Source organism: Lacticaseibacillus chiayiensis, assembly GCF_004123795.1.
Lineage (GTDB): Bacteria > Bacillota > Bacilli > Lactobacillales > Lactobacillaceae > Lacticaseibacillus > Lacticaseibacillus chiayiensis.
In genome coordinates this window covers 1-24,909 of record NZ_MSSM01000035.1, presented here as the reverse complement: position 1 = coordinate 24,909, position 24,909 = coordinate 1, and the positions used below count along the sequence as shown (strand labels likewise).

Sequence of the window (24,909 nt, the reverse complement as noted above, 5' to 3'; positions counted from 1 at the left end):
AAATTAAGATGACAAAGTATTTTGGTACCGATGGTGTTCGTGGCATTGCTAATAAGGAGCTGAGTCCCGAAATGGCGTTTCGACTCGGTCGCACAGGTGGGTATGTGCTGACTCAGCACAAAGAGGATGCCAGTCATCGGCCATTGGTTCTGGTTGCACGCGATACCCGGATTTCCGGTCAGATGCTAGCAGATGCTTTGATTGCCGGATTGCTATCGGTTGGCATTGAAGTACTGGATCTTGGCGTTATCACGACGCCTGCAGTTGCTTACCTAATTAAAATTCAAGGCGCCGATGCCGGAATTCAAATTTCGGCTTCACATAATCCGGTTGCCGACAATGGTATCAAGTTCTTTGGTGCAGATGGTTACAAGCTTTCTGACGAAACGGAAGAAGAAATTGAAGCCTTGTTAGATGCTCCGGAAGATAACCTGCCTCGTCCGGCCGCAGAGGGACTGGGGACCGTTGACGATTATCCTGAAGGAGCACTCAAGTATACGCAATTTCTGGAGCAGACTTTATCGGATGACTTGAGTGGCATTCACGTTTGTTTGGACGGGGCTAACGGTGCCACCAGCGGCTTAGTTAGCCGGATTTTTGCTGATCTCGACACTGACTTTGATACCATGGCAACCAGTCCGGACGGCTTAAATATCAACGCTGACGTTGGTTCAACGCATCCGCAGGCGTTAGCTAAGTTTGTTGTCGAAAAAGGTGCCGATGTCGGTCTGGCTTTTGACGGCGATGGTGATCGCTGCATTGCTGTCGATGAAGAGGGCAACATTGTCGACGGTGATAAGATTATGTTCATCCTAGGCAGTTATATGAAGTCACAGGGCCGGCTAAAACAAGATACGGTTGTGACCACAGTCATGAGCAACCTCGGTTTGTATAAGGCACTGGAAGCTAACGGTATGAAGTCTGTTAAGACCGCGGTTGGCGATCGCCATGTCGTTGAAGCCATGCGTAAAGATGGCTATAACATCGGTGGTGAACAATCCGGCCACATCATCTTATTTGACTATCACAATACCGGCGACGGCATGCTGACGGGCATCCACTTGCTAAACGTCATGAAGAAGACAGGCAAGAAGTTATCCGAGCTGGCAGCCCCAGTTCAGGATTATCCTCAGAAGTTGGTGAACGTCAAAGTCGCAGACAAGGATAATTGGCAAGCCTATCCGGAAATTCAAGAAGCCATCGATACGGTTGAAAAAGAAATGGCCGGTGATGGTCGCGTGCTTGTGCGGCCTTCCGGTACGGAACCACTGCTGCGGGTCATGGCAGAAGCCAAAACTGAAGATTTGGTATCGCGTTATGTCGATCAGATTGTCGCAGTCGTTAAACGCGAAATGGGCAGTCAAAAAGATTAAGATTCATATAAGTTACATGATAGTTTGACCAAAAAAGCTACTGAGGAAAATCTCGGTGGTTTTTTTTACTGATGTTTTTAAGGGAAATCTGAGAGGCTGAGTCATCATTCGCAACTATAAGAAAACGAGGAACATTCCATAATTATCGGTGTATTCTGTTCGTCTTTTGTTTTGCCATGGATAATTTGTAAGGAGTTTTTCGATATGAGTGCCAAGTCGGAGTAATCGTAGGCCTAGGATTCAGCCGTCTCTGCGCTAACTTCGCGTCGCCAGCCCCATCTGGCCGGAGATTGTATAGTTTGACACGGCACGCAACTAATTGCCTAGACTTTTGTATTGTTCGGAATCCAGTGATTCAAAGATATCCCACAAGAATTATGAATCAACCTCTGATCACGTTTTCGAGAAATAGATATAGGCCAATTATCTTGCGAAAAGTATACCATTGAAAAATTAGTATTGACATACGGCCACTTAAAACATATAGTTAGCTTTGTTTTTAGCGATACCAATAAAAAAATCTGTCTAAACCAATTTGTAGACATTAGGAAAAGGATGTTGACTATGTGTGGAATCGTTGGTGTTATCGGTAAGAAAAATGCAACCCAAATCTTGCTTAAGGGGCTCGAAAAGCTGGAATATCGGGGGTATGATTCAGCTGGCATTTATGTAAACGATCAAGCCGGTCACGATCATCTGATCAAGCGGGTTGGCCATATTTCTAATTTGGAAAAAGCTGTGACAGCGGATGTTCAGGGCGTGATGGGAATTGGTCATACGCGCTGGGCAACAAACGGCGGACCGACTGAAGCCAACGCACATCCGCAGGTTTCTAATGACGAACGCTTCTATCTGGTGCATAACGGGGTTGTGACCAACGCCAATGACCTGAAACAGCAGTACCTCCAAGACATTGAACTGCATAGTGACACGGACACTGAAGTTGTAGTACAGCTGATTGCCTTGTTTGCCCGTCAAGGCCTGTCTGCAAAAGAAGCCTTGCGCAAAACCTTGAAACTGATTCAAGGCTCATACGCTTTTTCGATGGTTGATCGGTTGGATCCAACCGTGCTCTATGTGGCCAAAAACAAAAGCCCACTTTTGATTGGTCGCGGCAAGGGCTTCAATGTTGTGGCTTCCGACGCGCTGGCTATGCTGAGCGAAACCGATCAATTTGTTGAACTCAAAGATCAGGAAATCGTGACCTTAACAGCCGATGCGATTCACATCGAAACAATTGATGGCAAAGTCGAAGAACGTCAACCATTTACTGTTAAAGTCGATGATGGTGAAGTTTCTAAAGGCACGTATCCCTTCTTCATGCTCAAAGAAATTGACGAGCAGCCAATTGTAATGCGCCGTCTTGTTGACAAATATACCGATGATCAACATCATGTGGTGATTCCTGAAGACCTGATGAAGGCCTTACAGCAGGCTGATCGTTTGTATATTGTCGCAGCCGGCACCAGTTACCATGCCGGGTTGGTTGGTGCTCCGTTGTTCGAACAACTGGCAGGCATTCCATCCGAGGTTCATGTTGCTTCAGAGTTTGCATACCATCAGCCGTTATTGTCCAAACATCCGCTGTTTATTTTCCTAACGCAAAGCGGCGAGACAGCCGATATACGTCAGGTGCTGGTTGAAGTTACAAAACAGGGCTACCAGACGCTCACCATTACAAATGTCGGCAGTTCAACCCTTGCTCGCGAAGCAACATTCACCTTGTTATTACATGGTGGTCCGGAAATTGCGGTTGCATCGACCAAAGCCTACACCGCCCAAATTGCCGTTGAAGCATTAGTTGCCAAAGCAGTTGGGGAAGCCAAAGGTCTGCAAGCAGCTAAGGACTTTGACGTCATTCACCAACTGGGTTTGGCAGCGACCGGTCAGCAAGCCTTGATTGATCAAAAAGATCGCATCCACGAATTGGCGACAGATATGTTCAAAACCACACGCAACGCCTTTTATATCGGGCGCGGCGGCGATTATTATGCCAGCCTGGAAGCGTCTTTGAAGCTCAAGGAAATTAGCTACGTGCAAGCAGAAGGTTTTGCTGCTGGTGAGTTGAAACACGGCACTATTGCCTTGATTGAAAAGGATACGCCGGTTGTCGCCATCATTTCCGATCCAGTTACGGCTGCCCGCACGCGCAGTAACGCCGATGAAGTTCAAGCCCGTGGTGCTAAGGTCTTGCACATTGCGATGGCCAGTCAGGCACAAAAGGGTGACCAGATTATTGTAGATGACATCAATCCATTGCTGGCTCCACTTGTGACAATCATTCCGGCTCAATTGCTGGCCTACTTCACAAGTGCCGATCGCGGCTATGACGTTGATCGCCCACGTAACTTGGCGAAGTCGGTCACAGTTGAATAAAATCGCGTGTTGACGGAAAAGTCAATGCTGATCTAAAAATTATGATTTGACCTCATGGAAAAGCCTGTTTGCTAGAATTTTTGCAAACAGGCTTTTTGTCTAACTATGATCTTACCGGTAAAAAGAAACGGTCAGCATTTATTTCAGGTAATCCTCGCTTAACTGCATAAACTGTTGCGCATCCTTAGCGGCCAGATCAATGCCTTGTTGCCAAAACGCTGGTTGCGTCAGGTCAACGCCTAGATGCTTTTTAGCCAATGCTTCAGTCGACATGTTAGCAGTGTCCCGCAACAGTGCGATGTAATCATCTTCAAAATTTGCAGTTTGTTGTGCTTTAGCGTAAATACCGCTTGAGAACAGGTAGCCAAACGTATACGGGAAGTTATAGAACGGTGGATTGTCAAAATAAAAGTGCAGTTTGTCTGCCCAGTACATCGGATCAAACGAACTCAAACCGCCAGCATACGCTTTTTGCTGAGCCGCCGTCATCAGTTCCTTCAGACGCGGTACGCTGACAATGCCGTGTTCCCGTTCTTGGTAGAAACTGTCTTCAAACAAGAAGCGGGCGTGAATATTCAGCAGCATGGCTAGTGGATTGGCCATTTTGGCATCAAGCAAGTTGAGCTTTTCAGCCGGATCCGTGGCGGCTTTGACAGTTGCATCGGCCACAATTAATTCCGCAAACGTCGAAGCGGTTTCGGCAACGTTCATGGCATAATCTTGCCGAAGAACCGGCATGTCTTTCAAAATATCACTGTGAAAGGCATGGCCTAATTCATGAGCAATGGTTGAAACACCTGATGCTGAGCCGTCAAAAGTCATAAAGATTCGACTTTCTTTCGCATCCGGCACACCGGTCATATAACCACCGGCGCGCTTGCCAGGCCGATCTTCGGCTTCAATCCAGCCGTTTTCAAAGGCATGTTGTGCAAAAGCTGCCATTTTGGGTGAGAACTTGGCAAAGTTGCTAACGATGAATTCGGCAGCCTCATCAAAGGTATAGGTTTTTGGTTTGAAATCGCCAACGATGACTGGTGCCCACTGGTCATGCCAGGTCATGGTCGGCTGGCCTGTTAGCTGTGCCTTGCGGGTTAGGTAGGCGGCAAATGGTGCCTTATTGGCGCTGATGGTGTGCCACATTTGATCTAATGTCGCCCGTTGCATGCGGTTATATTGGAGCGGTTTGTAAAGATAATCGGGATAATGATGCAGCCGATAATCGGTTAACCGGAATCCGGCAAGGTGATTGAGCGTTTCGGCAAATAAACTGGCGTGATCGTCCCAAACGTGTTCCCAAACGTTGAAAACATCCCGACGCACTTTAGGATCAGGCGCACCTTCGAACTTATTCTGCGTCTGTCCGGCACTCAGCTCGGTTGTTTCCCCGTTTTGGTCAACCGGAAACTTCAGACTGCCACTTAAAGTCGTGTAATGGTCACTCCAGCCGGTGAATCCATCAACTGCTAGGTCATTGATCATGGTTTCGGTTTGGTCATCAAGGAGGTCTTTGGCTTGGTCACGCATTTCAGCGAGGCCAAAGCGACTTTCCGCTAAGGTGCCGGTCGCCGTCAGTTGATCGAACGCGGCTTGCGGCATGACAGCTAATTTCTTGGCAAGCGGATTATTGATATTTTGAAAACGCGTTTCAAGCGTGGTGAGCCGACCTTGTAATGGGCCGGTTTTTAAATTGGCCGTATCGGCACTGGCGATCATTTCAACAAAGCTGCCAGTGGTACCAAGACCTTTGCTAATATCTTCAAACAGTTGCCAAAAAGTTTTGAAATCGGTAAACTCAGGAGCGTCATCGCTAGGCGACCAAGCAGCCACTTTGTTTTCCAGTTGCGTCAGTTCGTCTGCTACCTGCTGGATTCGGGTGGCAAGTTGCGGTGAGTCGATGCCACCGGGGAAGATTGAATCTAGATTCCAGTTAATGGGGTAAGACATTTGAGCACTTCCTTTCGAAATACGTTCATTATACAGTAGATGAGAAAATTATGAGTGAAAGCAGGTCAAATTTGTGAATTCTTTTAAACGTCATTGGGGACTCTGGTTAACCGCCGCACTTTTATTTATTTTATTTGTGAGCTCAAGTATGACTTATAAAGAGCAGACAACAGTGCCGCTCTTGGAACGGCTATTGCAAAGCGAACCGTTTAAACCATTTTTGAGCACGATTCATTTTGATTATGCCGGTGAAACCCAATCAGTAGCAAAGGTGGGCTACTTTAAATTTGTCGAGTTCTTCATTCGCAAAGGCGCACACGTTACGATCTTTTTCCTAATGGGACTGGGTTTGACTCAAGGAACATTTATGTATCAAAAGAATCGGTGGCTTCACTGGCCGCTTGTGACACTGAGTTGTACTGGAATTGCCGCGTTTGATGAATTCCACCAGATGTTGACAGGCGGCCGCACGCCTTTGTTTCAGGATGTGATGCTGGATACCGTTGCAGCAGCCATTGCCGTGACCGTGATGTGGGGATGTCTGTGGCGGAAGCGACGTTGAATAACGGTTCATTTTTTGCTATAATCTTAACGATCTGTATGCATCTATACTTATGAAAAGAGGGTTTATCATGTCAGGACATTCCAAATGGCATAACATCCAAGGCCGTAAGAACGCTCAGGATGCTAAGCGTGGTAAGATTTTCCAGAAATTATCACGTGAATTATATATGGCAGCAAAGCAAGGTGGCCCTGACCCCAGTGGTAACCCATCCCTCCGTTTGGTCATGGACAAAGCCAAAGCTGCCAACATGCCCAAAGACAACATCAAACGGGCATTAGATAAAGCGAGCGATCGCGATGCAGCTAATTATGATGAAGTGACTTATGAAGGCTATGGTCCGGGTGGCGTTGCGATTTTAGTTGAAGCTTTAACCGATAACCGTAACCGGACGTCGAGTTCTGTGCGGGTCGCGATTACCCGTCACGGCGGTAATATGGCAGCGGCCGGTGCGGTTTCTTACATGTTCGATCGCAAGGGTTATCTGGTTATTTCCCGCGAAGATTTTGACGTTGACGAAGACCAGATGCTGGAAGATGCACTTGAAGCCGGCGCCGAAGATATGCAGACGTCGGATGAAGCCTATGAAATTTACACCGACCCTAAAGAATTCGCCCAAGTTCGCGATGCGTTAGAAGAAAAGGGTTATAAATTCGTTCAAAATGAATTAACCATGGTGCCGCAAAACCTGACACCGATTCCTAAAGACAAGGTTGAACAGTTTCAGGCCATGATTGACCAGCTGGAAGACGATGACGATGTTCAGGAAGTCTATACAGCTGGCGACTGGCCAGACGACTAAGTAAATTGCTAGAACACGTTTAAAGGCAATGCAGATGCATTGTCTTTTTGTTTTGCCCAAAAGTTGGGCACGGAAGGAATCCCTCCATAAATTGCGAACTCTTTTAGTGTAGGGGGGAAAAGGCATGCAATCAGTGAATGCATTATTGACGAATGCGTTAGCAAAAGGCGCCAGTGATATCTATTATTTGCCGAGTACGCAGGGATATCTTGTTCGACTTAGACTACCTACAGGGCTGATGACCTTGGCAAAGAAAGAGGCGCGCTTGGGGCAGCAGGAAATTAATTACCTGAAATTCATGGCGGGTATGAACGTGGCGGAACATCGGCGTGTTCAATTGGGAGCGTTCTATCAAAAAGAGCCGTCTGTCTTTCTACGACTGAGTTCGGTGGCAGACTATCGCGGCCGTGAATCGTTGGTCGTGCGGTTAATCAGCGGTATTCCAGATGCGGATGGTGCTCGGCAACTATTGGATCGGTTGATGGGCGTTTTGTTGCAGCGACGCGGGATGTTAACGCTGGCCGGGCCAACCGGATCGGGTAAAACCACCTTGCTTTATCAATTAGCCACGCGGTTGGCTGAGTCGCGAATGGTGTTGTCGATAGAAGATCCCGTTGAAATCAATCAACCTCAATTTCTTCAACTTCAGGTGAATCCGGAGGCAGAAATGAGTTATCCTCAGTTGCTAAAGGCAGCTTTGCGTCATCGTCCGGATGTTTTACTAATTGGAGAAATTCGCGATCGGCAAACTGCGCAAAGTGCCTGTGAAGCAGCCATTAGTGGTCATATTGTTTTGGCGACGGTTCATGCACGCTCGGCCGGTGACACGCCGCTGAGGTTGACGAGTTTCGGCTTGTCTGAGGCACTGGTTGCTGCTGCGTTGACCGCAAGCGCAGCAATTACGTTGCGCTATCATCCGGTGATTCACCCGGTGGCAGAACTGGTTGTTTTTGAACGCTCATCCCAAAGCCAAGCGCAATCACAAGAGGTGGTTTCATGAAGGTGCCGTTAATTGCGCAGGAGCGTTTTTGCCGCCAAAGTGCTGCGTTAATTACTGCCGGTTTCAGTTTGCCGGACGTTTTTGCTTACTTGCGCGTCAGTACGCCGAAATACCGGATTGTTTGGGAACGCATTGAAGCGGAGCTGGCGAATGGAATTGCATTTTCAGAAGCGATTGCGCATCAAGATCTGGCACCGATCCTTTTTCAGCAGTTACAGTTGGCCCAAATTCATGGTGATCTAGCTAAAGCGCTGACAGTAGCCGGTGATTATCTTGGCTTACGTGTGCGCAATCGACAGAAAATGGCCCAATTACTTGTTTATCCGTGTCTGTTATTGGTGATGTTGATGGTTTTGCAAGTTGTGGTGGTTTTTGGCGTGCTGCCAGCTTTGTCTTTGCCGAGATCGGAATTGGTGGCGGTTCAGTTAGGCGGTGTCGCGGTGCTGATCGGGCTTGGTGCGGTGATTTACTTGGTCTGGCGTCACTTAACACCGCTTAAGCGTCTATTGGTTCTACAAAAAATGCCAGGGATGCGGCAGGTTCTGCGAATGTATTATCAGTTTCAATTTACCTCCGGAGCGGCTCAATTTTTGTTGGCAGGAGCTGACATTTCTGATTTTTGTCGGCACTTAGCGACTATGGAAGGACCACTGGGAAATTTAGGCAATCGGATTCAAGAAAAAGTTCAACGAGGACAGGAATTGACCGAGGCGCTCCAGGAACCCTTTGTCCCGGCTGAAGTAGCGCGTTTATTAACGATGGGACAGTCACAGCATCTGGTTGCGGAGGGACTCAAACTATTTGGAGAGCAACTATTTTTTAATTTGCAGCGCCAATTGGAGAAATTAGTTAATTTGATCCAACCGCTTTTGTTTTTGTTAATCGGCGGCGAGATTTTACTAGTCTATTTGCAGATCTTATTACCACTCTACCAATCATTAGGAGGCGTTTGAAGATGCAACGCAAAAAGTTACGAGCGTTCACGCTCATCGAGGTTGTAGCGGCCTTAGGGGTGATTATTTTGTTGACGTTGGCATTGGTCCTGACAATTCAAGGGCAGATGAAACGAGTCGACACGCAAAACCTGAAGGCGACAGTTGCGACCGTCAATACTCAGTTGGAAGTGACTTACAATGAACCAGATCAAGGTGGCGTTGATTTTAGCTCACCTGATCAATTGGTCAAAAAAGACGTGATTTCCCAAAGTCAGGCCGACGCGCTTAAAAAAGGCGGTTATAAACTAACATCCGGTTCACCGCCAAAATTTACTAAATGAAACGGTTAAGCGGCTTTACCATGATTGAGATCGTTGCGGTGATGTTTCTTTTGACAGCTTTGGCTCTGGTGGCGGTGCCGGTTGGGCGAGGGGCCCTGACGCATCGGCAGGAGCGAGAGTTTATGGAAAGGATCGTTGAGGAGTGGGAGATGTTGAAGATGAAGGCAAGGAGTGAAAATGCCTATGGTTATATATCCGTCACTGACTCTGAAAGACAGGTTAGATTTTCAACAATGAACGGCACTATTCAAGTGTTGAAGTTGCCGCCCTCTTTAATATTTGAAGGTTCTGCGACGTTGACTGTAAACGAAAAAGGGAAAATGACTAAAGCAGGGTCGCTAACGTTTAAATATCCTGAGGATGAGAAAAAGAATGAACGTTGGAGGATAAGTTTTCAACTGGGATGGGGGCGAGCAACATTCGTCAAAATAAATTGAGTGCCGTTTTGCTAGTTGAACACCTCGCTTCCTTAGGGGTGGTTTTAATTGCAGCTAGTTGGCTTACATTATTAATCCGAACCTATCAAAAAATGGTCATTCCCGCCCGACAAGAAACAACGGCCTATTATGCGGCTCGGGTTGCGTTAGTCCGACTGCCATCACCAGGCGGGAAAACAGAAGTTAAGGTGGGTCCCGATGTTTGGCAAGTTGAGGTGCACGCCAAGGAGGTCGTTGTTCATGCTGACAATAAAAACAAGACTTTCTCATTTACGCCTTAAAGCTTTCAGTTTGATTGAAGTCGTTGTCGGATTGGGGTTGATGATGGTGATCCTGTTGCTTTGGCAACCACTCTTAACTGGTATTCAACGGTTTACTCGTCAAGATCAATACTTGATTCACGCTTTACGAGCAGAACAGGATCTACAAGCGGACATACGCTCTCATAAAATGAAAGACGTAAAAGTGAAAGAAAGCAGCGTGTTACTCCAAGGACAAAGTGGTGCCGAAACCAAGACATATACCTTCGAATTTTATGCTAAACGTGGAAGCGAAGGCATGATTCGTACTAGATCAAATTTTGATGGTCACGTCCCCTTATTTATGCAGATTAAGTCAGCAAAGTTTCAAGCTGCTCCACAGGGCTTCTTGTATACCTTACGACTAAAGTCAGCGCAAACATTCGAAGGTGGGGTGTTTTTGGAGCCATGAAGCTGCGTGGAAGTGTGTTTGTCAACACGTTAATTTTATTTGGCTTTTTTCTCACCCTGACTGTTGGCTTGTTTGAACACTTCAAGCTATGGCAGCAGCGATATCAGGTGATCGCAAAAGTCGAAAAAGCTCAGTTTGAAGCGGCGTATTTACGTTGGCGGCAACAAGCCGAAGCCACGAGCCAGGCGACAGAAGAAGTGCCCACCGATAAAACTGTGTCGTCAAGTGACATCACCGAATCAAATACATCAACAAACGAAGCGTCACAACCTTCAGAAATCAAGACTTCCAAGGCAGAGATGCTTGAATAAGTTTTTGCCAATCAGTACACTAAAAGACAAGATGTCAACTAAGAGGTCGTGGAACATTTTCTGTAGGTACGCGTCTTGGCTGACAGAGTAACGAGGAGGCACTGGTTTGGCAAACGAACATCTTGAAAAGCTTTACCATGTTTTAGATGACAGCACGACGATCTTGAATCAACAGTTGAAGACGTCTTTTATTGCGGCGATTACCGAGGCTGGAGAAGATCTTGCTTCAGGTGAGGTGATACAGGAAGATGGTTTGCCCAACGATGAGGCAAAAAAGAAGCTAACGGCGTTGTTTGATCAAATTAAGCTGGCAACCTACGATCCGGAGGAAATTCGTCAGGCATTACAGTTGGTTTTGGTGAAGGCCATTAAAGTCGATGGAATTGAGCCGAACAAGCAAATAACGCCGGACGCGATGGCTAGTCTTGCAACGTTTATGGTCACCATTTTCATTCAACAACAGCCCGATCAACTGCGGGTTGCTGATTTGGCTGTTGGCACCGGAAATTTGTTGTTTGCGGTCATGAATCAGCTTCACAAGGCTTGGCGTGTCGAAGTCAAAGGCTTTGGCGTTGATAATGATGAGGCGTTGCTGGCAGTAGCAGGGATGAGCAGTAGTCTTCAACACCTAGATGTTGATTTATTTCATCAAGATGCTTTGGACAATCTTTTGTTTAAAGATGCTGACGTAGTTGTTTCAGATCTGCCGGTGGGTTATTACCCAGTTGATGAACGCGCAAAAAAGTTTGCAACCGCTACTAAAAAAGGTCATTCTTATGCGCATCACCTGTTAATTGAGCAAAGTATGAATGTCCTGAAGCCAGGCGGATTAGGCTTGTTTTATGTGCCTAGTCAAGTATTTCGTTCCAAAGAAGCAGAAGACTTGACCAAATGGCTGGCAAAGGCCATGTATTTTCAAGGACTGTTAAACTTACCGGATGATTTTTTTGCCGATAAGAAGGCGGAAAAGAGCCTATTAATTTTGCAAAAACCCAGTCCTGACGTCAAACGCGCAAAGCAGGTCTTACTTGGACAGTTTCCGGATCTCAATGATCGTGATGCTTTTGCAGCCTTTATTGCTAAGGTCAAGGACTGGGCGGCAGCCAATATTGTGTTGTAAATAACGTTGCATCAGAAGTGTTAGTGTCAGCGGTTTTTGCTTCGCTCGTGTGCTGCTACAAAGGAGCACCGCAGTATTTCATTAAACCAAATAGGCACTGGGGACTCAGCAACGCGTCCCCAGTGCCTGTTTGGTTTTTTGCTGCTCTCATAAACGCGTTCGCTGGGCCAGAAACCGGAGTGTAAGGACCTCAGGCGCAATGGCCAAGCCCGGGCCATCACACCTGAGGCCACTTACACTCCGGTTTCTAACCGGCCCAGTTCACGCTCTGCATAAACGCGTTCGCTGGGCCAGAAACCTGCGTGTAAGGACCTCAGGCGCAATGGCCAAGCCCGGACCATCACACCTGAGGCCACTTACACTCCGGTTTCTAACCGGCCCAGTTCACGCTCTGCATAAACGCGTTCGCTGGCGCAGAAGTCTACGTATAAGGACCATGGTCATGATGGCCTAAGCCCGGGCCATCACGCCCATGGCCACTTATACTCCGACTTCTAATCGCGCCAGTTCACGCTCTGCATAAATGCGTTCACTGGCGCAGAAGTCTACGTATAAGGACCATGGTCATGATGGCCTAAGCCCGGGCCATCACGCTCATGGCCACTTATACTCCGACTTCTTACCGCGCCAGTTCACGATCTGCCATTAGTTTCCTGCTTTTTAGCGCGCAATCGGTTAGAATGAGTTATCACCAACAGGAGGGTCTTTATGTCGTTATTAAGTATTGCGTATGTTTTAATTGCTATTGTTTCGGTCGGTGTCACCATTTTTGATATTGTACATGTGCGGATCCGTGCAACGCCAAAAGTCTGGCGAATCATTCTTTATCTGGCGATTGCCGCTTTTAGTCTGGTTCTAACGTTGCAGCAAAGTCGCCATTTTGACGATTTAATCAGCGGTGGGTTTATCGTGGTCATGTTTCTTTGCTTTGCAAGTTGGCAAAAAGGCTTGGCGGATCCAGCTATTATTGGCGGTCTGGGCAGTATTCGCATGTACCAAAATCTGAGTGGGCTTATTTTACAGTCGCAAGGCACTGGGACACTTTTATTAGCACAAATGGGGCAGGTGACGGTCTTAAAATTGCACTTCCGACAAGCGCCGCAAACCCTTCAAAGCTTCCTGGCAGATAAAGTGGCGCCTGAGCAAATCAAGATTGTCGATCAGTGATTGGTTTGGGGTTTTCTGAAAATGGTGTATAATTTTTCTAATACGGATATTCGTTAAACGATATGTACCATTCCTGATAATGACATGATATTGCTGTGATGAACTGGTTGAAAGTACATGTCAGTATTTGTGGTCGTGTATGATGGCATAACAGCGGTCGTATTGTCATATTCGAATTTAACATCCAAACTTTTAAATTTGTCGAATTGAAAACATTCGGCGAAGAAGTCAGGTTTTTTTTACTGTCTCCTTAGCTGACACGGGTCATTTATATTAAGGGGGAAGCGTATGCAAACCGAAAAAGATGATCAACCTGAACTTGCGCGAAATTTGAAAAGTCGCCATGTTCAACTGATTGCGATTGGTGGCACCATTGGAACCGGTTTGTTTCTGGGCTCCGGACAATCCATCCACTTGGCTGGGCCCTCGATTTTGTTTGCTTATTTGCTAACTGGTGGAATTTGTTTTTTATTAATGCGAGCGCTGGGCGAGTTATTGATGTCTGACGTGGATACACACACGTTTATTGACTTTATCACTAAGTATTTGGGCAAAGATGCCGGTTGGGTAACTGGCTGGACTTATTGGATTTGCTGGGTCGCGCTGGCAATGGCCGAAGTGACTGCCATCGGCTTATACATTCGTTTTTGGTTGCCTGATGTTCCGCAGTGGCTGCCGGGGTTAATCGCGCTAGCCGTCCTGTTGTTACTGAATTTGGTTAGCGTCGGACTCTTCGGCGAAGCAGAGTTTTGGTTTGCCTTGATTAAGATTGTCGCGATTATCGGCTTAATCGTTCTGGGCATTTTCATGATGATCGTTCGGTTCAAAACACCGCTCGGCCATGCAAGCTTGGCCAATCTTGTCAATGATGGTGGACTTTTTCCAAAAGGTTTTGGCGGCTTCTTAATGTCACTGCAAATGGTCGTGTTTAGTTTTGTCGGAATTGAAATGGTCGGATTGACGGCAAGCGAGACAAAGAATCCGCATAAAGTGATTCCCGAGGCTATTAACGAAATTCCGATGCGTATTTTGTTGTTTTACGTAGGTGCACTATTTGTCATCATGTGTATTTATCCATGGCGGCATGTGTCGCCGGTTAATAGTCCCTTTGTTGAGGTTTTCAATAATGTCGGCATTCCATTTGCTGCGGACATCATCAATTTTGTGGTGCTAACTGCCGCGGCTTCGGCATGCAATTCGTCTATTTTCAGTACTGGTCGGCTACTGTTCTCATTGACGGTCACTGGTAAAAGTCAATCAGCGCAGTGGGCGGCTAAATTATCGCGGCGGCAGGTACCCGCCCGCGCGATTTTAATCTCGACGGCTGTGATTGCCGTGGCAGTTGTTTTGAATCTTTTCCTTCCTGGCGCCGTTTTCACGTTGGTTTCAAGTATGGCCACGATCAGCTTTTTGTTCGTTTGGGCCATGATCATGTTGGCGCATTTGCGGTATAAAAAGTTAAATCCACACAAAGAAGGTTTTCGGATGCCGTTCTATCCAGTTTCAGATTACCTCGTCTTAGGTTTTCTTCTTCTGACCGCTATTATTATGCTGTTCAATCGGGCGATGTTATCGGCACTGATTTTTGCGGTTGTTTGGATTGCAACACTCTTTATCTTACGATGGTTACGGCGGGCTGCAAAAGCTTAGCAAATGACATTGGAGAATGGCAGGAATCGATTGAGCACACACTTAGTTTTCGACCATTCAAGGCTTCTAGAATGTTGTTAAAAATTGATTTTTATAGTCTGAGTAAGCACTTAATATTTTGCGTTTGGGCTTGATTAACCTTGTTAACGCGTTATGCTGTTAGTGGCTTAGAGAATGTGAAATTATAATGATTACTGTTATTAATAGCGCAGATGCGGTTCTTGACTTGATAAGGGATGGCTTATGTACGTATGGTCCCATAACGCATTTGCAGTCGCACAAGCCTACTTGTAAAGAAATGGCCAAAACCAGCCATCGTCGTTCAAGGCCACTTACATGACGGCCTATAAGCGCATCTATTCACGCTCAGCACCACAACGAGGAAGGGGATCCTGATGGCAAAAGTTTTGACATATCGGCGGTTGACCGATGATGTTGTTGCAGCGCCTAATCAAAATTCCGCCATCCCGGCTAATTATCGGTGGCAGCCAACGCGTGGATTTCGACTGAAAGCAGATCTTGTTTATGGCGGATCATGGCTGTTTGCCCAAGGTTACTGTCGCATAAAGCTGCATGTTCGCAATCGGCAGGCTTTTCGTCAGGCAGCTGGTCGCGGTTATTTTGTTTATGGGAATCATACTCAGCCGTTTGGGGATGTTTTCACGCCGATGCGGGTGAATCAATCACGCCGAGTGTTTACATTGGCGTCTGCTGCTAACTTGAGTGTCCCGGTTCTTGGCCGTCTGGTACCTTATGGAGGAGGTGTCTTGGTTCCGCGGCGCTTACATCAGTTGCGTGATTTCAATGCAGAAATTCGTCAGCTTATTCTGGGCAAGCATGTGGTCATGATTTATCCTGAAGCCCATGTCTGGCCGTATTATACCGGCATCCGCCCATTTGAGGCCGGTGCGTTTCATTACCCTGCTGAACTTGATGCGCCGGTTTTTGTGACCACCATGACGTATCAAAAACGCCACTGGCGGCGCAAACCGCGGCGGATTTTGTATGTTGACGGTCCATTTTTTCCTGATCGTCAACTTCCAATTAAGTTGCGGCAACAAAAGTTAGCCCAGCAGGTAAAAAAAGTCATGACGAACCGTGCCACTTTAAGCAATACCGAGTATATTCGATACCAACAGGAAGAGAGGGCGCGGCCATGACCACCAATATTCTGTTTTGCGGTGACGCAAGCATGACAGATGGCGTTTTGATTGCCACTTTGTCGCTAATGAAGCAGACCCGCCACCCATTACATATTTTTATTTTGACGGCGACGTTAACTGTCAACGGCCATCATTATCGACCGTTCGCTGCCGGGACAGCTGAGCGGATGACCAAGTTGATGCAGACACAGAATTCGGCACACCAATTGACGCGAATTGATATCACCGATCTTTTTGTGGCTGATCTACCGCGGGCCAACATGAAGACGATGTTTACGCCATACTGCATGTTACGGTTATTTTCCGATTTAGTGCCGGAATTACCTGACCGTGTGTTGTATCTGGATACGGATGTGGTTTGCCGACGCCCGTTTGATACGTTCTACAATCAGTCCATGGCAGGCGTTGATATTGCCGGCGTCTTGGATCATTATGGCAAATGGTGGTTTCACCATCGGCTTGCGTGGTTTGATTATCTTAATTCCGGGGTGCTCTTGATGAATCTTGCCCATATTCGTGAAGATGGTTTGTTGGTTCGGTGTCGGCAGTTGGTTCGCCATCGCTGGCTGTTCATGCCGGATCAAAGTGCTTTGAACATAAAGGCTAAATTCAAACGAATTCTGCCGCGAAAATATAACGAACAACATCAGCTTAAACCGGATACCGTCTTTCAACATTTCACGACTTTTTTTCGTTTCTGGCCATATTTTCGGATTGTCACCGTCAAACCTTGGCAGATTCAGGCGGTGCATCAGCAGTTAGGATTGCATGAATATGATGATTTGTTGAAAGATTATCGGCAGCTAGCTCCTAAATTGAAAGAAGTGTCTTAAATGCCAAACGTAACCACGGTTCCAATCTTTTTCTCGGTCGATGATGGGTATGTCCCTTGTCTGGCCGTTGCGCTGACCTCGATTCGAGCCAATAAAAATCCTCAAGTCGATTTTGAGATCAATATTCTTAATAGCGGCTTATTGGCGGATAACCAAAAGCGACTAGCAGCATTGGCAGCACCGCACTTTAAGATTCGGTTTATTGCGATGGATGCGGTGACAAAGCAAATTAGTGGCGATACAAATAAGTTACGCGGCGATTATGTAACATTGACAATTTATTTTCGGTTATTCATTGCCGATATGTTTCCCCAATATGATAAGGCTATTTATATTGATGCGGATACGGTAGCGGATGGGGATCTAACCACCTTATTTACCACGGACATGGGTGATCATTTATTTGCTGGCGTGGCCGATCCGGTGATGATGACTTATCCGGAGACAATCGAATACATCCAACGTGATTTTGGCGTTCAACCAGGCGAATACATTAATTCAGGCGTGTTATTGATGAATTTGGCTCAGTTGCGGAAAGAACACTTCTCAAGCCGATTCCTGCATTTGTTGAAAACGTACCATTTCACGATGATTGCGGCGGATCAGGATTACATTAATGTCATTGCGCAGCATCGCATTAAGTACTTACCGAAAATCTGGAACATGCAAACCGGCGTGCCGACCGCTGCAGAACCTGGTGGCAAGCTGATTCACTATAATCTTTTTGGTAAGCCGTGGCACTATCGAAATGCCAAATTAGGCGACCGGTTCTGGCATTACGCGCCGGCTTCAGGATTTGAAAACGATTTGAAGCATCAGTTAGCGGCGTTTACCCCAGCTGATCAACAAGCCGATCGTGCCAGTATGGCAGGTATGCTGAAGACAGCCGTCCAAGTATGTCATACCAGTAACACCATCTTGAACGCTGTTAAACATGGTGAACAGGTGGCACTATGAAATCCGGGAAGTTTGTGGGACCGGATCGCGCGGCGGTGATTGACAACATTCGGCGAGCAGTGGTTGCCAAAACGTTCAACGTCAAAGTCGAACAACACGATCCGACTTTTTCCGAAGCTGAGGAAACGGCGATTATTAACCGTTACCTGCATCAGCGGCAGGCGTGGTCGTTTCGTCTCAAAACCTTGATTTGCCGCCTTATGGTGAATGCTTATGCACTGCGGGTCACAAAAGATGTTGAGGTTGTTGGCAGCGACAAGATTCGATCCATTAAAAGCGGCGGCGTGATTACCAGCAACCATTTCAGCCCTTTTGAAAATATGGCTGTACGCAAGGCGGTTCGTTTGGCTGGCCGTCATCGTATGTACATCGTCAGTCAGGATACGAACCTGGCCATGAAGGGGCTGCTGGGTTTTATCATGAACTACGATGATACGATTCCGCTATCCGGTCGGCCGAGTTTTCTGAATGGGCCGTTTATGCAAATGTTGACGGCGGTTTTCAAAGGACATCACTGGGTTCTGATTTATCCGGAACAGGAAATGTGGTTTAATTATCGCAAACCACGACCACCAAAGCGCGGCGCTTATTTTTACGCGGCGGCTGCCAATGTACCGATCATTTCCTGTTTCACGGAAATTCGCGATCTACCAGCCCGAGAAAATCAACAACTGCGGGAAGTTCGCTATATTCTCCACGTCCTCGATCCGATTGATCCCGATCCCAAACTATCGGTTCGCGACAACAGTTTTCAGATGATGCAACGCGATTACCAGCAAAAATGCCGTGCCTATGAAACTGCTTATCATCGAAAATTGACGTATACTTTTTCAACACAAGACATCGCGGGCTGGGATCCGCAAAAATAAAAAGAAGCCGGGAGCCATTTTCAGAATTCTGAAAACAGTTCCCGGCTTTTGTGATGAATGCGGACTGAATCGTTCTGTGATTGGGAACGTGTTTCCATTTAGCGAAAGGCAATCGCAGGTAAGTGAATGGGCTTCGTCCGAAAAATTCACAATCGTCGTTTTTCAGGAAACAGCATCTGCACAAATTCTATGCTATAACGAAGATGATGGACAAAATCAAAGGGGGATCTCAATTGATCGACGTTATTCACGATCACGCCTTTCATTTGTATAATCAGAAAATTAGTTACCTATGTTCGTTGTTACCAAATGGGCAGCTCGGGCATCTTTATTTTGGACCGCGACTTTCACTCACAGACAAGGACTTGGATTATTTGTCGCAAGGTTCCAGTCCGTATGCCTGGATGGCTAATTTTTCTAACGATCAGTCATTTACTTTAGGCGATGCCCAGCAGGAATATCCGGTCTACGGCACCGGTGATTTTCGCCAAGGCAGCTTAAGCGTGGTGCAGGATGATGCACCAGTGTATCCAAATTTTGTATTCAAAGATTATCGAATCACTCATACGAAAGTGCGTGATCTGCATCACCCGAATAGTTTTGGTAACCCGGCTTTGACTGATGTTCTGACGATTCACCTGGAAGACGAAACGGCACAATTGTTACTGACGTTGCAGTATACTATTTTTTCTGACAGTGCGGCGGTGGTTCGGGCTGCTACCTTGACCAATCAAGGATCTGAACCGGTGATGATTCAGCGAATGCTTAGTGGGGTCTTGAATCTGCCGCAGGGGCGATTTGATGTTGTGCACTTGTCTGGTAATTGGGCAAAAGAGCGGCATATTCAGACCCAACCGTTAACACAAGGCACGTTCTCGGTCGAGTCGTTACGCGGGGCTTCTAGTCATGAGCAGAATCCCTTTGTGGCCTTACATGCTGCCAATCGGTCGTTTACCAGTGGTGATACTTATGGTGCCAACTTGATTTATTCCAGCAATTTTTTGGATAGCATCGAGGTCAACGAGTGGGATCAGACGCGGCTACTAATCGGTATTCATCCGGCATCTTTTAATTGGCGGTTGGATCCGAAGACGAGTTTTACCACGCCTGAGGCAGTTTTCAGCTTCAGTTCCGGCGGGCTTGCCGGACTGGCACAGGTCAATCAGCGTTTTGTAGCGCGGCATATTATTGATCCACAATGGCGCCAAAAACCGCGTCCGGTGGTATTAAACAGCTGGGAAGCAACTTATTTTGACTTAAATGAACAAAAGTTGTTGCGCTTAGCCAAACTCGGGCGCCAAGTCGGGGTGGATTGTTTTGTCCTTGATGATGGCTGGTTTGGAACGCGTGATAATGATCTGAGTTCGCTTGGTGACTGGTTTACCAACAAACACAAATTTCCAGACGGCCTTGGTCACTTTGCCCAGGAGATTCACGACCTGGGGCTTCAATTTGGACTGTGGTTTGAGCCGGAAATGGTATCACCGCGATCGCAGTTCTTCCAGAAACATCCGAATTGGGTTGTTCGGCCAAAGCGCGGGCGTTTCTCGATCACTCGCAATCAGTATGTGCTCGATTTCAGTAATCCAGCCGTCGTGAATAATATTTTCAATCAGATGCAAAAAGTCATTACCGAAACGCATCTGAATTACGTTAAGTGGGATTTGAACCGTAGTATCACAGAGGCATACTCGCCCTATTTGGCTAAAATCGGCCATCCGCAAGGCGAATTTTTCCATCGGTATGTACAAGGCGTCTATACGCTTTACCAGAAATTGTTGGCGGCATTTCCGCAATTGTTGATTGAAGGTTGTGCTGGTGGCGGTGGCCGGTTTGACTTGGGCATTCTCTTTTACAGTCCGCAAATCTGGACAAGTGACGATTCCGATGCCATTGAACGGCTGGCCATCCAGTCAGGAACGGCGCTTGCCTATCCATTAAGCTGCATGAGTAATCATGTGACGGCTGTACCGAACGAACAGGTTGGACGGACGACACCGTTGGCAACCCGTTTTTGCGTTGCAGCGTTTGGCATTTTAGGTTATGAACTCGACTTAACCAAGCTGTCACCAAAAGAATTGGCAACGATCAAAGAGCAGATTTCCTATTATCACAATTTGCAGCCGCTTGTTCTAAATGGCGACTTCAGCTTATTGTTGCCGCGTCAATCCAATGGCCAAAATCAAGTAGCGTGGTTGCTGAGTGATCACGCTCGCAAGCGGTTGGTACTGGGCTTCTTCCGTGTCCTTGCCGATGCTGATAGTCGAGCGGTGCAATATATGAAAATACCGTTAACGCAGCCCAATCGGCGATACTGGGTGAATGGTCATACTGGGCCAATTTCCGGTGATGTGCTTCAGCGGGTCGGCGTGCGCCTGCCAATTCAGTTTAATGGTGCCAACCGCGAACAAGCCCAACTTATTGGTGATTACCAGTCTGCCTTGTTAACGTTTGATGGGGTCACCGATATAAAGGCGATTAACCGCCGGCGTGAAGAAGAAGGCAAGGAAAAAGTCAGCCATGTCTGAATAATATTGGTGCGTGGAGACAATTGAACATTAAAAACGCTTGCAGTCGTGACTTGTTTCCTTAATTAAGGGGACAAGTCGCAACGGTGGACGTTTTGTTTTTCTTTTTCGACTGACCTAGGATTGGTGACGCTTGGCCAAAAGCAGAATGCCGGAGACAAGGCTCATACCACTGGCAACAACACCAAGACTGATGGCGAACACGTTAATGTGGATGCTTGATAACTTTTGAATTGGCTTTATTATTTCACCAAAACACTGTTAACCGGAGCTGACTTTTAACTCGGAATGTGAGGTAAGGAGATACCAAACGGACACATTTTTTTAAAACAACCCCAAATACCCGCAAACAAAAAGTCCCGAAATGCTGATTTAACGGCATTTCTGGACTAACCAAAAGTAACTAAAAGCTTAATAATGGAGGTGAGGAGAATCGAACTCCTGTCCATCACTCCTGCTACATGCAGCTCTACACCCATAGCTGATTGATTTAAATTTCGCCGCGATGTCGCGCCAGTCAGCAAGGCTAACACAAGGCAGCTAACCTACTAGTCTCTTGTTGATGCCTCAGGTGGCAACATCAACCGTAGCTCAATGATTTGAGACCCAGACCCGACCCTTGAGCGAAGTCGGAAGGATCACGCTAGCTGGTTATTAAGCAGCTAAAGCGTAAGAATTTTCGTTCTTTGCAGTTATATTAACTGTTCCGTTGATGACGGAGCCGAGCCTCCGAGGTGCACCGCATGCGCGAAAAGCAATGTCGAGACCATTACACCCCCGACAAGGTGCAAACGATATCTTACCACGGTATAATTAAAGTTGTCAAAATGTTTGCACTTAGCACTATACTGACGCAAACTTAAGTTTTAAGCTAATTTTATGGAGGCGTGTCTATGATCTTACTTGTTGCTGGATGCATGCAATTACTAATGGGCATCCTTCTTGCACTTTTTCGACCGCGACATCAAACCAATTTCTGGGGTTACACATCCTATCTTGCCAGCGTCAATGCTGACAGTTTTCGCCTAGCGCAACGGTGGTTTTGCCAAGCGTTGATTGTTACCGGTGGCCTCGAAGCCGCTGCCGGTTGGTTGATTCATCGGCTTTCATGGGATAATTTTTTCATCATTTGGCTTTTTGTGGCCGTACTGTTATTCTTACCGGGATTTGTTTATACGGAAAGTCGGCTAAAACGGTACCTTGAAGCCCATCACCAGCTTCCTTACGATTATGTCGAACCGGATGACGTTCCGAAACCTAAACGCCGTAAAGGTTTTAAAGATTTGTGAAATGAGGGGTTTATCAGTGAAACTATTAATGATTGAAGATAATACAAGCGTAGCAGAAATGATGGCGATGTTTTTTCAAAAAGAAAAGTGGGAAGTCGTTAATGCCTACGATGGCGAAGAAGGACTTGCCAAGTTTAAGGAAGCACCCGACAGCTTTGACATCATCACGCTTGATTTGAATCTTCCTAAAATGGATGGCATGCAAGTGGCTAAGGAAATCCGCCAGATCAGTGAAACTGTCCCGTTGATTATGTTGACGGCCCGCGATACTGAAAGTGATCAAGTGCTGGGGCTTGAGCTTGGGGCAGATGACTATGTCACCAAACCATTTTCGCCGATTACGCTTATTGCGCGCATCAAGGCATTGCATCGCCGCGCTGAAGTCGGCGCCGAAGTCAGTGCCGAGCAGGCAGCACCGGAAGAAAAAAAAGATGGCTTTGACGTCGAGACCGACCATTTCAAACTTAGTACCAAGACGCGTGAAGCTTATTTGAATGGTAAACAAATTGAGGGTTTGACACCCAAAGAGTTTGACTTGCTGCATACGTTATCCAAGAGCCCCAAGCAGGTCTTTTCCCGTGAACAGTTGCTTCAGCTGGTGTGGGATTATGAATATTATGGTGACGAACGTACAGTTGATGCGCATATTAAAAAGCTGCGTCAAAAGATCGAAAAAGTCGGTCCGCAAATCATTCAAACCGTTTGGGGCGTCGGGTATAAGTTTGATGATTCGGGGCTTGATCAATGAAGATGCTCTATCAACAGTTACTCGGTTTTTTCGCAGTTATCATGGTGACTTTGGTAATTGTATCGATTCTGTTCATTCGTTCGACAACCAATACGGTTTGGGAAAATGGGTTTAAGCAGCTTGAGCAGTACACTGATGTTTTAAAGAACAACGCTGTTGACGAGAATACTTATGTGATCAATGCGCGTTTTATTCAGAATTCCGAAGAGATTCTCAGCGATCAACACGTCCATTTTGTGATTTATGATGCGAATAATGTGGCCAAATATCCGGTATCGCAAAAAAGCCAGATGGCACCGATTAAATCAAGCTATTGGAAGAAGCTAAACCAAGGGTCGGCCGTTGCGGTACCGGAGCTGATGACAAATCCTGTGAGCGGCCGATCCCAAAATATGACGATTTATTACCAGCCAGTTTTTTTGAGTGAAAAGCTACTATTTGTCATTGCGGCTTTTGCACCGGTCGAGCAAATTCAAAGCTCTATCAGCAAGACCGAGCACAACTTGTTGATTGCTTTTGTTTTATCAACGTTAGCAGCGTTTATTATTAGCTACTTTATTGCGTCTTATCAGGTGCGGCGTATCAATCAACTGCGCCAAGCAACGCATCAGGTGGCGGAAGGTAACTATGATGTGACCGTTAAGATGAAGAGCCGCAGCCATGATGAAGTGGCAGAACTAGCTGATGATTTTCGTGACATGGTGACGTCTTTAAAAGCCAGTCAGCAGGAAATTCAGCGTCAAGAAGATCGGCGTCGCCAGTTTATGGCGGATGCGGCTCACGAAATGCGAACACCGTTGACAACCATTAATGGCTTGTTGGAGGGTTTGGCTTATGATGCGATTCCCGAAGAGAGTAAAGGGAAGAGTATTGAACTCATGCGCAATGAGACCAATCGTTTGATCCGGCTGGTTAACGAAAATCTTGACTATGAAAAAATCCGAACAAATCAGATTCTTTTGAGCAAACACACTTTCAATGCCCGGAAAGATCTCGATAATATTACTGAACAACTGGCACAAAAGGCAGAAGAAGCCGGTGACAAGATCACGATTGAAGCGCCGGAAAAACTGCCAACTTATGCTGACCACGATCGATTTGTCCAGATCCTGTTCAACATTGTTCAAAATGCCGTGCAGTTTACACAAAATGGTCAGATTACCATTAACGGGAAATTAGGCTATCACCAAACCGAGTTTAGGGTGAGCGATACAGGTATTGGTATGTCCAAGGATCAGATGAAGAACATCTGGGAACGCTATTATAAAGCTGATCCGTCACGGAAAAATACGAAATATGGCGAATCCGGTCTGGGAATGGCTATTGTCCATCAACTGATGGGATTGCATGGTGGCACTATTGATGTTGATTCTGAATTAGGATCAGGCACCACGTTTACCTTGATCTTCCCTGATGAAGAGACGGCGCCGAAGCAAAAGAAACAAACCGGTTCGAAAACATCGGGCAATTCAGTTGCCAACAAACCAGACTCAGCGGGAAATACCGCTGGAGATGAAGATCAGCAGGGCAAATCTAATAAATAGTATGTTCAAAAAGAGGGTGGTTGGCGCGGCTCCGCGTCAAGTAGACAGTCAAATAATTAAAGGCTTATGCACTTTCTTGAACGGCATGATTCCGATATTCTTCCGGGGTCATGCCGTTTAATGCTAATTGGCGTCTTTCCTTATTATGCCAATTGATGTACTTCTTGATGATGGCGATAAGTTCAATCTCAGATAGTGGGTGTTTGAACGCCAACTCCTCAGTCTTAAATTGACTCCAGAAACTTTCCA

24 protein-coding genes and 1 other RNA gene are annotated in these 24,909 nt (G+C 46.5%); 22 read left to right on the top strand and 3 right to left on the bottom strand.

Annotated features, from left to right (window positions below; genetic code table 11):
- Positions 1-8 precede the first annotated feature (8 nt).
- Positions 9-1,373: a phosphoglucosamine mutase gene (glmM, locus tag BVJ53_RS12435; protein ID WP_129302676.1), complete on the top strand. Its 1,365-nt coding sequence runs from the start codon at positions 9-11 to the stop codon at positions 1,371-1,373.
- A 564-nt stretch (positions 1,374-1,937) separates the two neighbouring features.
- Positions 1,938-3,749: a glutamine--fructose-6-phosphate transaminase (isomerizing) gene (gene glmS / locus BVJ53_RS12430; protein ID WP_129302675.1), complete on the top strand. Its 1,812-nt coding sequence runs from the start codon at positions 1,938-1,940 to the stop codon at positions 3,747-3,749.
- 138 nt (positions 3,750-3,887) lie between these two features.
- Here the strand turns inward: glmS and BVJ53_RS12425 are convergent, their stop codons facing one another.
- Positions 3,888-5,693 (bottom strand): M3 family oligoendopeptidase, encoded by a 1,806-nt coding sequence (locus BVJ53_RS12425; RefSeq protein WP_129302674.1) that lies wholly within the window; start codon positions 5,691-5,693, stop codon positions 3,888-3,890.
- A 73-nt stretch (positions 5,694-5,766) separates the two neighbouring features.
- Here BVJ53_RS12425 and BVJ53_RS12420 point away from each other — a divergent pair, with 73 nt between their 5' ends.
- The 17 genes from BVJ53_RS12420 to BVJ53_RS12325 all read left to right on the top strand — a co-directional run bounded on the left by BVJ53_RS12420 (position 5,767) and on the right by BVJ53_RS12325 (position 21,079).
- Positions 5,767-6,255, top strand: a complete 489-nt coding sequence (locus BVJ53_RS12420; RefSeq protein ID WP_129302673.1) for a VanZ family protein — start codon at positions 5,767-5,769, stop codon at positions 6,253-6,255.
- 70 nt (positions 6,256-6,325) lie between these two features.
- Complete coding sequence (locus tag BVJ53_RS12415; RefSeq protein WP_010489256.1) at positions 6,326-7,057, top strand: YebC/PmpR family DNA-binding transcriptional regulator; 732 nt, start codon at positions 6,326-6,328, stop codon at positions 7,055-7,057.
- A 124-nt stretch (positions 7,058-7,181) separates the two neighbouring features.
- Complete coding sequence (locus BVJ53_RS12410) at positions 7,182-8,057, top strand: ATPase, T2SS/T4P/T4SS family (protein ID WP_129302672.1); 876 nt, start codon at positions 7,182-7,184, stop codon at positions 8,055-8,057.
- Entirely contained in the window at positions 8,054-9,010 is a 957-nt protein-coding gene (locus BVJ53_RS12405; RefSeq protein WP_129302671.1) for a type II secretion system F family protein, read from the top strand. The genes BVJ53_RS12410 and BVJ53_RS12405 overlap by 4 nt, the downstream gene beginning before the upstream one ends.
- 2 nt (positions 9,011-9,012) lie before the next feature.
- A complete protein-coding gene (locus BVJ53_RS12400) occupies positions 9,013-9,333 on the top strand; it encodes a type II secretion system protein (RefSeq protein WP_129302670.1) in 321 nt (106 codons plus the stop codon).
- 20 nt (positions 9,334-9,353) lie between these two features.
- The gene (locus BVJ53_RS12395) at positions 9,354-9,770 is read left to right on the top strand and encodes a type II secretion system protein (protein ID WP_238150176.1); all 417 of its coding nucleotides are present in this window, start codon (positions 9,354-9,356) and stop codon (positions 9,768-9,770) included.
- Positions 9,771-9,808: 38 nt separating this feature from the next.
- Entirely contained in the window at positions 9,809-10,051 is a 243-nt protein-coding gene (locus tag BVJ53_RS12390) for a hypothetical protein (protein WP_337589698.1), read from the top strand.
- On the top strand, positions 10,011-10,481 hold the full coding sequence (locus tag BVJ53_RS12385; RefSeq protein ID WP_129302668.1) for a competence protein ComGC: 471 nt from the start codon (positions 10,011-10,013) through the stop codon (positions 10,479-10,481). The genes BVJ53_RS12390 and BVJ53_RS12385 overlap by 41 nt, the downstream gene beginning before the upstream one ends.
- Positions 10,478-10,792, top strand: a complete 315-nt coding sequence (locus tag BVJ53_RS12380) for a hypothetical protein (protein ID WP_129302667.1) — start codon at positions 10,478-10,480, stop codon at positions 10,790-10,792. Before BVJ53_RS12385 ends, BVJ53_RS12380 begins: the two co-directional genes overlap by 4 nt.
- A gap of 106 nt (positions 10,793-10,898) precedes the next feature.
- Positions 10,899-11,912: a class I SAM-dependent methyltransferase gene (locus tag BVJ53_RS12375; RefSeq protein WP_129302666.1), complete on the top strand. Its 1,014-nt coding sequence runs from the start codon at positions 10,899-10,901 to the stop codon at positions 11,910-11,912.
- 708 nt (positions 11,913-12,620) lie between these two features.
- On the top strand, positions 12,621-13,079 hold the full coding sequence (locus tag BVJ53_RS12355; protein WP_129302665.1) for a hypothetical protein: 459 nt from the start codon (positions 12,621-12,623) through the stop codon (positions 13,077-13,079).
- Positions 13,080-13,367: 288 nt separating this feature from the next.
- Positions 13,368-14,729 (top strand): amino acid permease, encoded by a 1,362-nt coding sequence (locus BVJ53_RS12350; protein WP_129302664.1) that lies wholly within the window; start codon positions 13,368-13,370, stop codon positions 14,727-14,729.
- Positions 14,730-15,124: 395 nt separating this feature from the next.
- Positions 15,125-15,889 (top strand): 1-acyl-sn-glycerol-3-phosphate acyltransferase, encoded by a 765-nt coding sequence (locus BVJ53_RS12345; protein ID WP_129302663.1) that lies wholly within the window; start codon positions 15,125-15,127, stop codon positions 15,887-15,889.
- On the top strand, positions 15,886-16,725 hold the full coding sequence (locus tag BVJ53_RS12340; protein WP_129302662.1) for a glycosyltransferase: 840 nt from the start codon (positions 15,886-15,888) through the stop codon (positions 16,723-16,725). Before BVJ53_RS12345 ends, BVJ53_RS12340 begins: the two co-directional genes overlap by 4 nt.
- Positions 16,726-17,682, top strand: coding sequence for a glycosyltransferase family 8 protein (locus BVJ53_RS12335; RefSeq protein ID WP_129302661.1), 957 nt, complete (start codon positions 16,726-16,728; stop codon positions 17,680-17,682).
- A complete protein-coding gene (locus tag BVJ53_RS12330; RefSeq protein WP_129302660.1) occupies positions 17,679-18,551 on the top strand; it encodes a lysophospholipid acyltransferase family protein in 873 nt (290 codons plus the stop codon). The genes BVJ53_RS12335 and BVJ53_RS12330 overlap by 4 nt, the downstream gene beginning before the upstream one ends.
- Before the next feature lie 233 nt (positions 18,552-18,784).
- Positions 18,785-21,079, top strand: a complete 2,295-nt coding sequence (locus tag BVJ53_RS12325) for an alpha-galactosidase (RefSeq protein ID WP_129302659.1) — start codon at positions 18,785-18,787, stop codon at positions 21,077-21,079.
- Positions 21,080-21,494: 415 nt separating this feature from the next.
- Here BVJ53_RS12325 and ssrA read toward each other — a convergent pair.
- Positions 21,495-21,858: a transfer-messenger RNA gene (gene ssrA / locus BVJ53_RS12320) on the bottom strand.
- Positions 21,859-21,972: 114 nt separating this feature from the next.
- On the opposite strand from ssrA, the gene BVJ53_RS12315 reads away from it, so the two are divergent.
- Genes BVJ53_RS12315 through BVJ53_RS12305 form a run of 3 tightly spaced genes read left to right on the top strand, consistent with a single transcriptional unit; the run spans position 21,973 to position 24,660 of the window.
- Positions 21,973-22,368: an SdpI family protein gene (locus BVJ53_RS12315; protein ID WP_129302658.1), complete on the top strand. Its 396-nt coding sequence runs from the start codon at positions 21,973-21,975 to the stop codon at positions 22,366-22,368.
- Between the two features lie 16 nt (positions 22,369-22,384).
- Positions 22,385-23,116, top strand: coding sequence for a response regulator transcription factor (locus BVJ53_RS12310; protein ID WP_129302657.1), 732 nt, complete (start codon positions 22,385-22,387; stop codon positions 23,114-23,116).
- Entirely contained in the window at positions 23,113-24,660 is a 1,548-nt protein-coding gene (locus tag BVJ53_RS12305) for a sensor histidine kinase (RefSeq protein ID WP_129302656.1), read from the top strand. The genes BVJ53_RS12310 and BVJ53_RS12305 overlap by 4 nt, the downstream gene beginning before the upstream one ends.
- Before the next feature lie 64 nt (positions 24,661-24,724).
- On the opposite strand, the gene BVJ53_RS12300 is transcribed toward BVJ53_RS12305, so the two are convergent.
- Positions 24,725-24,909: IS3 family transposase (locus tag BVJ53_RS12300; RefSeq protein WP_158280569.1), on the bottom strand; the 185-nt coding region annotated here is incomplete at its 5' end.

What these genes read in the sequence shown, in the direction of transcription:
- BVJ53_RS12385 (WP_129302668.1), top strand. Translation starts at nt 10,011, where the DNA reads ATGCTGACAATAAAAACAAGACTTTCTCATTTACGCCTTAAAGCTTTC.
- BVJ53_RS12415 (WP_010489256.1), top strand. Translation starts at nt 6,326, where the DNA reads ATGTCAGGACATTCCAAATGGCATAACATCCAAGGCCGTAAGAACGCT.
- BVJ53_RS12340 (WP_129302662.1), top strand. Translation starts at nt 15,886, where the DNA reads ATGACCACCAATATTCTGTTTTGCGGTGACGCAAGCATGACAGATGGC.
- glmM (WP_129302676.1), top strand. Translation starts at nt 9, where the DNA reads ATGACAAAGTATTTTGGTACCGATGGTGTTCGTGGCATTGCTAATAAG.
- BVJ53_RS12410 (WP_129302672.1), top strand. Translation starts at nt 7,182, where the DNA reads ATGCAATCAGTGAATGCATTATTGACGAATGCGTTAGCAAAAGGCGCC.
- BVJ53_RS12345 (WP_129302663.1), top strand. Translation starts at nt 15,125, where the DNA reads ATGGCAAAAGTTTTGACATATCGGCGGTTGACCGATGATGTTGTTGCA.
- BVJ53_RS12405 (WP_129302671.1), top strand. Translation starts at nt 8,054, where the DNA reads ATGAAGGTGCCGTTAATTGCGCAGGAGCGTTTTTGCCGCCAAAGTGCT.
- BVJ53_RS12425 (WP_129302674.1), bottom strand. Translation starts at nt 5,693, where the DNA reads ATGTCTTACCCCATTAACTGGAATCTAGATTCAATCTTCCCCGGTGGC.
- BVJ53_RS12350 (WP_129302664.1), top strand. Translation starts at nt 13,368, where the DNA reads ATGCAAACCGAAAAAGATGATCAACCTGAACTTGCGCGAAATTTGAAA.
- BVJ53_RS12380 (WP_129302667.1), top strand. Translation starts at nt 10,478, where the DNA reads ATGAAGCTGCGTGGAAGTGTGTTTGTCAACACGTTAATTTTATTTGGC.
- BVJ53_RS12330 (WP_129302660.1), top strand. Translation starts at nt 17,679, where the DNA reads ATGAAATCCGGGAAGTTTGTGGGACCGGATCGCGCGGCGGTGATTGAC.
- BVJ53_RS12305 (WP_129302656.1), top strand. Translation starts at nt 23,113, where the DNA reads ATGAAGATGCTCTATCAACAGTTACTCGGTTTTTTCGCAGTTATCATG.
- BVJ53_RS12355 (WP_129302665.1), top strand. Translation starts at nt 12,621, where the DNA reads ATGTCGTTATTAAGTATTGCGTATGTTTTAATTGCTATTGTTTCGGTC.
- BVJ53_RS12400 (WP_129302670.1), top strand. Translation starts at nt 9,013, where the DNA reads ATGCAACGCAAAAAGTTACGAGCGTTCACGCTCATCGAGGTTGTAGCG.
- glmS (WP_129302675.1), top strand. Translation starts at nt 1,938, where the DNA reads ATGTGTGGAATCGTTGGTGTTATCGGTAAGAAAAATGCAACCCAAATC.
- BVJ53_RS12395 (WP_238150176.1), top strand. Translation starts at nt 9,354, where the DNA reads ATGATTGAGATCGTTGCGGTGATGTTTCTTTTGACAGCTTTGGCTCTG.
- BVJ53_RS12335 (WP_129302661.1), top strand. Translation starts at nt 16,726, where the DNA reads ATGCCAAACGTAACCACGGTTCCAATCTTTTTCTCGGTCGATGATGGG.
- BVJ53_RS12315 (WP_129302658.1), top strand. Translation starts at nt 21,973, where the DNA reads ATGATCTTACTTGTTGCTGGATGCATGCAATTACTAATGGGCATCCTT.